General features: G+C 42.9%; 8 protein-coding genes and 3 tRNA genes. 10 read left to right on the plus strand and 1 reads right to left on the minus strand.

Going from position 1 to position 11,694, the window contains the following annotated elements:
• Positions 1-906, plus strand: a complete 906-nt coding sequence (gene nlpD / locus FCV43_RS16785; RefSeq protein ID WP_136995820.1) for a murein hydrolase activator NlpD — start codon at positions 1-3, stop codon at positions 904-906.
• Positions 907-1,006: 100 nt separating this feature from the next.
• Positions 1,007-1,981, plus strand: coding sequence for an RNA polymerase sigma factor RpoS (rpoS, locus tag FCV43_RS16790; RefSeq protein ID WP_017054196.1), 975 nt, complete (start codon positions 1,007-1,009; stop codon positions 1,979-1,981).
• A 125-nt stretch (positions 1,982-2,106) separates the two neighbouring features.
• On the opposite strand, the gene mutS is transcribed toward rpoS, so the two are convergent.
• Positions 2,107-4,668 (minus strand): DNA mismatch repair protein MutS, encoded by a 2,562-nt coding sequence (gene mutS / locus FCV43_RS16795; protein WP_136995821.1) that lies wholly within the window; start codon positions 4,666-4,668, stop codon positions 2,107-2,109.
• Positions 4,669-4,752: 84 nt separating this feature from the next.
• Between mutS and FCV43_RS16800 the strand changes: the two genes are divergently transcribed.
• From FCV43_RS16800 to FCV43_RS16835, 8 genes are all read left to right on the plus strand, one after another.
• A complete protein-coding gene (locus FCV43_RS16800; protein ID WP_136995822.1) occupies positions 4,753-5,247 on the plus strand; it encodes a CinA family protein in 495 nt (164 codons plus the stop codon).
• 183 nt (positions 5,248-5,430) lie between these two features.
• On the plus strand, positions 5,431-6,471 hold the full coding sequence (gene recA / locus FCV43_RS16805) for a recombinase RecA (RefSeq protein ID WP_017054193.1): 1,041 nt from the start codon (positions 5,431-5,433) through the stop codon (positions 6,469-6,471).
• Positions 6,472-6,732: 261 nt separating this feature from the next.
• Positions 6,733-9,315, plus strand: coding sequence for an alanine--tRNA ligase (gene alaS, locus FCV43_RS16810; protein ID WP_017054192.1), 2,583 nt, complete (start codon positions 6,733-6,735; stop codon positions 9,313-9,315).
• Positions 9,316-9,498: 183 nt separating this feature from the next.
• Positions 9,499-10,686, plus strand: a complete 1,188-nt coding sequence (locus FCV43_RS16815; protein ID WP_017054191.1) for an aspartate kinase — start codon at positions 9,499-9,501, stop codon at positions 10,684-10,686.
• 89 nt (positions 10,687-10,775) lie between these two features.
• A complete protein-coding gene (gene csrA, locus FCV43_RS16820) occupies positions 10,776-10,973 on the plus strand; it encodes a carbon storage regulator CsrA (RefSeq protein ID WP_017054190.1) in 198 nt (65 codons plus the stop codon).
• A gap of 275 nt (positions 10,974-11,248) precedes the next feature.
• Positions 11,249-11,341, plus strand: a tRNA-Ser gene (locus FCV43_RS16825).
• A gap of 41 nt (positions 11,342-11,382) precedes the next feature.
• Positions 11,383-11,459 (plus strand) — tRNA-Arg (locus FCV43_RS16830).
• A 39-nt stretch (positions 11,460-11,498) separates the two neighbouring features.
• A tRNA-Ser gene (locus FCV43_RS16835) sits at positions 11,499-11,591 on the plus strand.
• The last annotated feature ends 103 nt before the right edge of the window (positions 11,592-11,694 follow it).

Consider the following 11,694-nt stretch of genomic DNA (forward strand, 5'->3'; position numbering starts at 1 on the left):
ATGAAGAGCCTTATTCGAAGTGTCATTTACTTTATTATATGTGGTGTTCTGTTAGGGTGCGCCGCACAAACTCCTGCGCCTGTTTCTGGGTTAAGTAAAGATTACAGTTCGATTGGGCGCGGTAGTTACAAAGGCAGTTTCTATGAAGTAAAAAAAGGCGATACGCTCTATTTTATTGCTTATATCACTAATAAAGATGTGAAAGATCTTATCCACAATAACAACTTATCTTCACCTTATACCATACACCCTGGACAAAAGTTAAAACTCTGGCGACCAGCTTATGTTGCTCCAAGTTACGGCAAAGCTGTCGCCGTAGCTGCTGTGACTGCTGGCGCTGTGGCGAGCAAAAGTGCAGTCAGTAGTCCTGTTAAGGCCTCAACACCAACAGCATCATCAAAACCCGTTAAAGCACAAAAGACGGTTAAAAAATACCCACCAAAGAAGGTTGAACAATCTAAACCAAAGGAGTATGTTGGTTCTAAAGGTAAACAAACTGTTAAGAAAGTTAACACACCAGTTGTGGCTAAAAACAGTAAAGTTTCCAAATGGTTATGGCCAACAAAAGGGAGAGTAATTAAAAACTTTTCAGCTGGAAACCAAGGAAATAAAGGGATTGATATTGCAGGTAAACGTGGTCAATCCATCGTTGCAACAGCGAAAGGTACAGTGGTCTATTCGGGTAATGCGCTAAGAGGTTATGGCAATCTGGTGATTGTGAAACATAACGATAAATATTTAAGTGCATACGCGCACAATGACCAATTACACGTCAAGGAAGGACAGAGTGTAAAAGCGGGCCAGAAGATAGCAACAATGGGCAGTTCTGGAGCAAGTAGTGTGAGGTTACACTTTGAAATTCGCTATCAAGGTAAGTCGGTTAATCCGAAACGATACTTACCGTAATTTATTGTTCGGTATGGTTTTACCGTAGCAAAAATGAAGAAGTAGCAATTTAGCGGCATATTTAGTGGTCATGTCTTGCTAACTCGCCAGGGGAGGCGTTATGGGTATAAGCAATGCAGCAAAAAAAGTTGAAGAATTTGGTCTAAATAATAAAGCGATGGATGCGCAAAAAATTAAACCAACCTCAGCCAAGAAGGCAGAGGCGAAAGAGGAATTTGAAGTTTCCTCGAAAAGCCTAGATGCCACGCAACTCTATCTCGGAGAAATCGGTTTTTCTCCACTCCTCGCAGCAGAAGAAGAAGTTTTATACGCCCGACGTGCGCTACGCGGTGATGAAGCCGCTCGTAAACGTATGATCGAAAGTAATCTTCGTCTTGTTGTGAAAATATCTCGCCGCTATAGCAACCGTGGTTTAGCACTACTTGACCTTATTGAAGAGGGTAACTTAGGCTTGATCCGCGCCGTTGAAAAATTTGATCCTGAACGCGGCTTCCGTTTCTCAACATACGCAACATGGTGGATCAGACAAACGATCGAACGTGCGTTGATGAACCAAACTCGTACTATTCGTCTTCCAATCCACGTCGTAAAAGAGCTTAACATCTATTTGCGAACCGCTCGTGAATTGTCACAAAAGCTTGATCATGAACCGACAGCAGAAGAGATCGCAAACCAGCTAGATAAACCTGTCGATGATGTAAGCAAGATGCTGCGCCTTAATGAGCGTGTCAGCTCTGTTGATACTCCAATTGGTGGTGATGGTGAAAAGGCACTTCTGGATATCATCCCTGATATACATAATTCTGATCCGGAAGTATCCACTCAAGATGATGATATTAAGTCGTCATTGATTGACTGGTTAGATGAACTGAATCCAAAACAGAAAGAAGTGTTAGCTCGCCGTTTTGGGCTGCTAGGCTATGAGCCATCTACTTTAGAAGAAGTGGGGCGTGAAATTTGCTTAACTCGCGAACGAGTGCGTCAGATCCAAGTAGAAGGTCTACGCCGTTTACGTGAGATCCTGATTAAACAAGGTCTGAGCATGGAAAACCTATTCAATATCGAAACAGATTAACACTCTTCTAAATCAATCTTGTTCAGATAAAGAAAAGGCTAGAAGATCATATATTCTAGCCTTTTTACATTATTTAACCCATTTAGAACACGATGATCCTATTGCCGTTAGAGATCCTATCGCCGCTAAATTAGCTTCTTAAGACGATAAAGTTCCTCTAACGCTTGGCGAGGTGTCAGTTCATCGGGATCGATGTTGGCTAATGCCTCTTCTACCTCGCTTGGTTCCGGAATTAAACTCAGTTGGTTCGCAATATCGACTTTGCTTGATTTAGTGTTTTCAGGCTGATTGCCCAACATTTCTAACTGCGTTAATTTCGCTCTCGCATTTTTTATCACGGTTTTAGGAACGCCCGCTAATCCCGCGACTGCCAAACCGTAAGATTTGCTTGCGGCACCTTCTTGAACCGCATGCATGAACGCGATGCTATCTCCGTGCTCTACAGCATCTAGGTGAACGTTCGCTAAATGAGGCAAGAGTTTTGGAAGTTCGGTCAACTCAAAATAGTGAGTAGCGAATAATGTCATGGCACCGATTTGACTCGCGAGCCACTCTGCACTCGCCCATGCTAAAGATAAGCCATCGTAAGTGCTGGTGCCTCGACCAATTTCATCCATAAGCACTAAGCTATTTGGGGTTGAGTTGTGCAGAATATTTGCAGTCTCAGTCATCTCAACCATAAAGGTAGAGCGGCCAGAAGCAAGATCATCAGATGCACCAATTCGAGTGAATATACGGTCGATTGAGCCAATTTCAGCGGCTTCTGCGGGAACATAAGCCCCAATGTGAGCCATTAACGCAATCAGTGCGGTTTGACGCATATAGGTCGATTTACCGCCCATATTTGGCCCAGTTACAATCAGCATTTTTCGCTCTGAGTGTAATTCGATTGGGTTTGCGATGAAGGGTTCAGTCATGACTTGTTCAACAACGGGATGACGACCCGCTTGAATGTGGATCCCAGGCTTCTCTTTTAAGGTTGGACGGCAGTAATCCAAACTTTCCGCTCGCTCTGCTAAGTTTTGCAGTACATCGAGTTGAGAAATCGCAGCGGATAAATTTTGTAGCTGCTCTAGGCTTGGCAACAGAAGATCGAACAGCTCATCCCAAAGCTTTTTCTCAATAGAAAGTGCTTTAGATTTTGAGCTGAGCACTTTGTCTTCATGTTCTTTGAGCTCAGGAATGATGTAGCGTTCTGCATTTTTTAAGGTTTGCCTACGAACGTAATGAGCGGGTGCTAAATGGCTTTGACCACGGCTTATCTGAATAAAGAAACCATGCACATTGTTGTAGCCGACTTTTAAAGTATCGATGCCGTGGCGCTCACGTTCATCAGCTTCCAATTTTTCAAGATACTCTGTCGCGCCATCTGCCAGTTTTCGCCATTCATCAAGATCTTCATCATAGCCTGTTGCAATGACGCCACCATCTCGGATCACAACGGGCGGGTTTTCCTTGATTGCACGCTCTAATAATTCACAAACCGACTCTAAAGGCGCCGCTTCTTGTGACAGCTTAATAAGATGAGGGTTTTGTAACGATTGCAAGTTAGCTTCTAGTTCTGGTAGTTGCTGCATTGCATGTCTTAACCTTGCCATATCTCTTGGGCGGGCAGAACGCAGTGCCAAACGAGCCAGAATACGCTCAATATCACCAATCTGTTTTAAGATCGGTTGTAAGTCAGCATATAAGCCTTGCTCTTTGATTTCACCAATAGAGTCTAAGCGTTGATCGAGAGTGTCCAGATTTCGCATTGGTTGATGTAGCCAGCGTTTAAGCATTCGGCTACCCATTGGTGTTGCGGTGTGATCGAGAACTTCCGCGAGCGTATTATCGAAACCGCCAGAAAGGTTTTGAGTGATCTCAAGATTACGACGTGTCGCCGCATCTAAGATCACCGAGTGATCTTGGCGATCGAAAGTAAGCGCACGAATGTGTGGCAGAGCGGTTTTTTGAGTGTCTTTAACGTATTGGATCAAGCAACCTGCCGCGCATAATCCTAAGTGAGCATTTTCTACTCCGAAGCCGACTAAATCACGAGTGCCAAATTGCTGGTTCAATTGCTGTTTAGCGGTATCTAATTCAAATTCCCACACGGGACGACGACGATTACCGTTGCGGTTAGCCATTAAATCAACGGCTTCAAAATCTTCAGGGAATAGAAGTTCACGAGGCGAAGTTCGTTGCAGTTCAGCAGCCATGGCCTCTGCAGTTTCAGGCTCAGTTAGCTGAAAACGACCTGAAGTAATATCTAAAGTCGCATAGCCGAACTTTCCATTTTGTTGGTAAATGGCAGCAATTAAATTATCGATACGCTCAGAAAGTAACGCTTCATCTGTGACGGTTCCGGGGGTGACAATTCGAACGACTTTTCGCTCAACAGGGCCTTTACTGGTCGCAGGGTCTCCAACTTGTTCGCATATCGCAACGGATTCACCTTGCTGAACTAATTTAGCTAAGTAACCTTCAATCGAATGAAATGGCACACCAGCCATTGGAATTGGCTCACCAGCTGAAGCACCACGTTTCGTCAGTGAGATCTCTAACAGCTGCGAAGCACGTTTGGCATCATCATAAAAAAGTTCGTAGAAATCACCCATGCGATAGAATAATAAGATCTCAGGGTTTTCTGCTTTCAATTTTAGATACTGTTGCATCATCGGAGTGTGTTTTTGATCGACTTTCACGGGCCACTTCTTTAGTTTAGTTCTGTTGAGGCTTAGGATACGTGAATCGAATCCGAGCGAAAAGATGAAATAAGGTTTTACACCATGGAATCTATTAGATTATTAAGCCAAAGAGTCGGCAAATTGCTGTTAGCACATCATCAAGTGATGACTACGGCGGAATCATGTACTGGTGGGGGCGTTGCGACTGCAATTACAGATATTGCGGGCAGTTCGTCGTGGTTTGATCGAGCGTTCGTGACTTACAGTAACGAAGCCAAAATGGAAATGCTTGGCGTACTTCCTGATACTCTTGATGCCTATGGTGCGGTGAGTGAGCCTGTTGTCATTGAAATGGTAACAGGCGCTCTTCTAAATTCTAATGCAACGATTGGTGTTTCAATTAGCGGTATTGCAGGCCCTGGTGGTGGAACTGAGGGTAAACCTGTTGGTACCGTCTGCTTTGCATGGGCAGATAAAGATCAATGGCAAAACGTAGAAACGTGTCATTTTATTGGAGACCGAGATCAAGTTCGCAAGCTGGCTATTGAGCATGCGCTGATCGTTATGCAAAATCATTTACGAGAAAAGTCGTCTTAGAGTTCACCATCTCTTTGAGAGCTTGATCGGTTAGTTTGAACTAAAACAAAATTATTTTCATACAGGTATAGACACTGTATGAATCAACAGTATAATAAAAATCAATTACTGACACCTAGATAACCCTGAGTGTCTTACCAGATTAAAACACTGCCACTGAATGTGGATCGCGTGGAGAAAGTGATGGACGATAATAAGAAAAAGGCACTATCAGCAGCATTGGGCCAAATTGAGAAACAATTCGGTAAAGGCTCAATCATGCGTTTAGGCGACAACCGCACAATGGACGTAGAGACAATCTCTACAGGTTCATTAGCGTTAGATATCGCTTTGGGTGCTGGTGGTTTACCTATGGGACGTATCGTAGAAGTATACGGTCCTGAGAGTTCAGGTAAGACTACTCTAACATTAGAGCTTATCGCTGCTGCGCAACGTGTTGGAAAAACGTGTGCATTTATCGATGCTGAACACGCTCTTGATCCTATCTATGCGAAAAAGCTAGGTGTTGATATCGATGCATTGCTTGTTTCACAACCAGATACTGGTGAGCAAGCATTAGAGATCTGTGATGCACTTGCGCGTTCTGGTGCGATTGATGTATTGGTTGTCGATTCTGTTGCTGCACTAACACCTAAAGCTGAAATTGAAGGCGAAATGGGCGATAGCCACATGGGGCTTCAAGCACGTATGCTTTCTCAAGCAATGCGTAAACTAACGGGTAACCTAAAACAGTCTAACTGTATGTGTATCTTCATTAACCAAATTCGTATGAAGATTGGTGTCATGTTTGGTAACCCAGAAACCACAACGGGTGGTAACGCGCTTAAATTCTACGCATCAGTTCGTCTTGATATTCGTCGTACAGGCGCAATTAAAGAAGGCGATGAAGTTGTGGGTAATGAAACTCGCATTAAAGTTGTTAAAAACAAGATTGCAGCACCGTTCAAACAAGCGGAAACTCAAATTCTTTACGGAAAAGGTTTTAACCGTGAAGGTGAGCTGATTGATTTAGGTGTTAAAAATAAATTAGTTGAGAAAGCGGGTGCATGGTACAGCTACCAAGGCGATAAAATTGGCCAAGGTAAAGCGAATTCGGGTAAATACTTACGTGAGAACCCAGAAGTTGCACTTGAAATCGATACTAAACTACGAGATCTACTGTTAACACCAGTTGTCGTGGAAGAAGAGACAGGGACTGAGTCACCTGAAAACGAAGAGTTATAGAGTGTTCGCTCTTTAATTGTTAATGATATCAAAGCCCTGCAATGCAGGGCTTTGTTGTATTTGAAAAGAATAAAAGCAGACTTTAAACATCGACTTTATAGTGTGATTGCAGCTTTTCATATTCATCGCTTAGTGCTTTTTTATTGAATCTCTTAAAGCACCCTGCCTATTTCTCACCACAACGCATAATCTTTTGCTCGCCTAGTCATTTCAATTTACAATATGTAAAAATACTAACTCGAATATTTCAGGAAGAGCTGCATGTACATGAGCACCGATGAGGTACGCCGCGCGTTCCTTAAGTTCTTTGAAAGCAAAGGACACCAAATTGTAGATAGTTCATCATTAGTTCCAGCTAATGACCCTACGTTACTATTTACCAATGCTGGTATGAACCAGTTCAAAGATTGTTTCTTAGGACTTGAAAAACGTAGCTACACTCGTGCGACAACCTCTCAGCGTTGTGTTCGTGCTGGTGGTAAGCATAACGATCTCGAAAATGTTGGTTTTACCGCTCGTCACCACACCTTTTTTGAAATGCTGGGCAATTTTAGTTTTGGTGATTACTTTAAGCGTGACGCGATTAAATTCGCATGGGAATTTCTAACCGAAGTTCTTCAGCTTCCTGCTGAGCGTCTACTTGTCACTGTATACGAAACCGATGATGAAGCATTCGATATCTGGAATAAAGAGATGGGCATCCCTGCTGATCGCATTGTTCGTATCGGAGATAAAAAAGGTGGAAAACCGTTTGAGTCAGATAACTTCTGGCAAATGGGTGACACTGGGCCTTGTGGTCCATGTTCTGAGATCTTCTATGATCACGGTGAACATATTTGGGGTGGCCGCCCAGGTACTCCAGAAGAAGATGGTGACCGATTCATTGAAATTTGGAACAACGTTTTCATGCAGTTCAACCGTCAAGCTGATGGAACAATGGAAGCATTGCCAAAACCATCAGTCGATACAGGTATGGGCATTGAGCGTATTTCTGCAATTATGCAGGGCGTACACTCAAACTATGAAATTGATGTATTCCAAACATTAATTAAAGCAGCGGCTGAAATTACAGGGCATGAAGACCTGTCAAATCAATCGCTACGAGTAGTCGCTGACCATATTCGTTCATGTGCGTTCTTGATTGTTGATGGCGTAATGCCTTCAAATGAAGGCCGTGGCTATGTTCTACGTCGTATCATTCGTCGTGCCGTTCGTCATGGTAATAAGCTTGGTGCACAAGGTTCATTCTTCCACAAACTTGTTGGTCCATTGGCTGAAGTAATGGGCACAGCAGGCGAAGAGTTGAAGAAACAGCAAGAGCTAGTTGAGAAAGTGTTACGCATTGAAGAAGAGAACTTTAGCCGCACTCTTGAGCGTGGCATGGTGATTCTTAACGAAGCTTTAGACAATCTTGATGGCAAAGTACTAGATGGAGAAACCGTATTTAAACTTTATGATACTTATGGTTTCCCTGCTGATCTGACTAACGATGTTGCACGTGAACGTGAATTTACGATTGATGAAGCTGGCTTTGAAAAAGCGATGGAAGCTCAACGTCAACGTGCACGTGAAGCAGGTCAGTTTAATACGGATTACAATGCTTCAATAAAAGTGGATAGCAATACTGAGTTCTGCGGTTACACAGCGACTCAAGGTGACAGCAAGATTGTTGCTATGTTCGTAGATGCTGATGAAGTTGAAACATTAAGTGCAGGTGATAAGGCGATTGTCATTCTGGACCAAACCCCATTTTATGCAGAATCAGGCGGTCAATGTGGTGATGCGGGTACACTTAACACTCAATCTGGCGTATTTAAAGTTGTTGATACACAGAAGCTAGGAAATGCTATTGCTCATCATGGTGAGTTGGTTGAAGGCGTTCTAGCAAAAGAAGATAACGTGTCAGCTAATGTGAATGCAGAGCGTCGTGTTGCGATCTCTCTTAATCACTCAGCAACTCACTTATTACATGAAGCGTTACGCCAAATATTGGGTGATCACGTTGCACAAAAAGGTTCACTAGTTAAAGCGGATAACCTTCGTTTTGACTTCTCAAACCTTGAAGCAGTAACGCCAGCAGAGCTTAAAGAAGTAGAACGCTTAGTGAATGCTCAGATTCGTCGTAACCATACTATTGAAACCAATATTATGGATATTGAATCCGCGAAAGCAAAAGGTGCGATGGCGCTATTCGGCGAAAAATACGATGCAGAAGTTCGCGTACTCTCTATGGGAGATTTCTCTACTGAGCTTTGTGGTGGTATTCACGCGAATAATACTGGTGATATCGGCCTATTTAAGATTACCTCTGAAGGCGGCATCGCGGCTGGTATTCGTCGTATTGAAGCGGTTACTGGCGATTCTGCTTTAGACTTTATTGACTCTCAAAACAAAGCTTATGAAGCGAAAATTGCAGAGTCAGCACAAAAAGCGAAATCTTTGGAAAAAGAAATGCAGTTGCTGAAAGATAAAATGGCAGCAGCAGAAAGTGCCAATATTATGGGCAAAGTGACCGATATTTGCGGTGTGAAAGTGTTAGTTGCTGCTCTTGAAGGCGCGGATAACAAGAACCTTCGTACAATGTTAGACAATACTAAAAATCAGATTGGTAGCGGTATTATTCTTATTGCTAACGTTGCTGATAATAAAGTGGGTCTAATTGCTGGTGTGACGAAAGACCTGACTAGCAAAGTAAAAGCGGGTGATTTAGTTAAAATGGTTGCAGAGCAAGTTGGCGGTAAAGGTGGTGGTCGTCCTGATATGGCGCAAGCGGGCGGTACAGACGTAGAAGCCTTACCAGAAGCATTGCAATCTGTTCAAGCTTGGTTAGAAGAGCGTTTATAATTACATTTAACCTCTAAAGTTAATGCCCAATCAAAGATAATTTGATTGGGCATAATTTATTGAGATTAACCAAGTGGTCTAATTGTCGAAGTTAGACTACTTGGTTAATTTTTTTGAACTAAATCTACTATCGATTTAGATGTGTTAATTCATGCGACTGCGGTCCTAGGAAGGTGAAGGCTGGTGAAAAAGCCCATAATTGTGCAAAAATTTGGTGGAACATCTGTAGGCTCTATAGAGAGAATGCATGTGGTGGCAGAACATATCATTAAAGCAAAAAATGATGGTAACCATGTCGTGGTTGTCGTTTCTGCTATGTCAGGTGAGACAAATCGTTTAATAAATTTAGCTCTAGAAGTTGATGACGTGCCTAATGCAAGAGAGCTAGATGTATTACTTTCAGCTGGTGAGCAAATGTCGATGGCTCTACTTGCTATGATCCTGAGTAAATTAGGGTATAGCACGACATCATTGACAGGATCTCAAGCTAAAATATTGACTGATAATCATCATAATAACGCGGCAATTAAACATATTGATACCGGACCTATTACTGAGCTTTTGAACGATGAACAGATCGTGATAGTTGCAGGCTTCCAAGGTATTAATTCCAAAGGGGATATCACTACACTCGGAAGAGGTGGGTCTGATACTAGTGCAGTTACTCTGGCTGGTGCGCTTGAGGCACAAGAGTGTCAAATATTTACAGATGTCGATGGCATTTATACATGTGATCCGCGAGTGGTAAAAAATGCTCGTAAAATTGACTGTATCGACTTTCCTGCAATGAAAGAGATGGCTCGAAAAGGTGCGAAAGTTCTTCATCTTCCATCTGTCTTATACGCTCATCAGTATAACGTGCCACTTAGGGTTCTTTCTACGTTTGAGGTTAACGACGGTAGCTTAGTTAGTGGAGACTCTTCTGAACGCTTAATTTCAGGGCTGGCATTAGAACACAGTTTGGTCATGATCCACGTTGAGCATTCGACGAGTGAAGCATTACAAAAGCAGTGCCAGATGCTGGGTATTGAAATATGGAGTGTGATCCAGGAAACAGATTGGACAGGAGTGGTCATTAAACAAGATGCTTACGCCAAGTTAGGGCTAGTTTTTGATGAGAAAATCCGTAATAGTGAGGCGGTAAGCTTGCTCACAGTTGTTGGTACTCAAGCGCAAAGAGTGCTGTCGGCGTCGATCGAGTTACTATTAGATCATGGAATCGATGTTCATCATCATTTTACAGAGCAGCGATCATTAATGCTGGTTTTGTGTCCAACTGTAGTTGAGAAAGCGGCTAACATACTTCATGATGCATATATAACGGAGCACGAAACCGAACTATTTCAGCAAAATCAGATGCATTTTGGTTAAATAAACAAATAGACAGTTTACGAAAATATAACTTTTGTTGATAATGGTTTCGTAGCAAGATAATTCAGAGATTACTCAAGGAGCAAAGAATGCTAATTTTGACTCGCCGTGTTGGCGAAACACTGATGATTGGTGATGAAGTGACAGTTACTGTGCTAGGTGTAAAAGGTAACCAAGTACGTATCGGTGTTAATGCACCGAAAGAAGTCTCTGTTCACCGTGAAGAAATCTACATGCGCATTCAAGCAGAGAAAGGTAACGGCAACGTTACAACAGGCAACTACTAATTGGGTAGTGTTTGAGAAAAGGCTGGCAAATTTGCTGGCCTTTTTTGTGCGCGTAATTAAGTAGATAAGAACGAGAAACTTTCAAATGAAACCTACCTCGCAATTTGTCGATGTTTTTTCAGTTACACTGCTATTCGAGGCGTCAATCTCGACTTTAACGTGCGATTTTTCAACGCTTTGATTAAATAGGCAACGGTTGAGGTTTTTTTTGCAGTTTTTGCCAAGAAAATGTTTGACATATTTTTGGTAAATCGTAATATGTGCCTCCTCAAGACGGTGAGGTGGCCGAGAGGCTGAAGGCGCTCCCCTGCTAAGGGAGTATACGGTTTGTAGCCGTATCGAGGGTTCGAATCCCTCCTTCACCGCCATTCTTGAGACGTTGACTTACTTAGGTAAAGAAACAATTAGTGCGCGCGTAGCTCAGCTGGATAGAGTACCTGGCTACGAACCAGGCGGTCGGAGGTTCGAATCCTCCCGCGCGCACCATTATCTCCTTTGCAAGAGATAAAACAGTGAATATACAACGGTGAGGTGGCCGAGAGGCTGAAGGCGCTCCCCTGCTAAGGGAGTATACGGTTTGTAGCCGTATCGAGGGTTCGAATCCCTCCTTCACCGCCATTCATTGTATGCCCTTAGGGCTTTTTTTGTTTCGTAAGAAATGGAATGTGATAAGCTTCACAATAATTCTTTAGCAGGAATTACAGTGCGCGCGTAGCTCAGC

This window comes from Vibrio genomosp. F6 (assembly GCF_005146325.1).
GTDB lineage: Bacteria > Pseudomonadota > Gammaproteobacteria > Enterobacterales > Vibrionaceae > Vibrio > Vibrio cortegadensis.

Coding starts and splice junctions, on each gene's coding strand:
- rpoS (WP_017054196.1), top strand. CDS start 1,007: ATGGGTATAAGCAATGCAGCAAAAAAAGTTGAAGAATTTGGTCTAAAT.
- csrA (WP_017054190.1), top strand. CDS start 10,776: ATGCTAATTTTGACTCGCCGTGTTGGCGAAACACTGATGATTGGTGAT.
- nlpD (WP_136995820.1), top strand. CDS start 1: ATGAAGAGCCTTATTCGAAGTGTCATTTACTTTATTATATGTGGTGTT.
- alaS (WP_017054192.1), top strand. CDS start 6,733: ATGTACATGAGCACCGATGAGGTACGCCGCGCGTTCCTTAAGTTCTTT.
- recA (WP_017054193.1), top strand. CDS start 5,431: ATGGACGATAATAAGAAAAAGGCACTATCAGCAGCATTGGGCCAAATT.
- FCV43_RS16800 (WP_136995822.1), top strand. CDS start 4,753: ATGGAATCTATTAGATTATTAAGCCAAAGAGTCGGCAAATTGCTGTTA.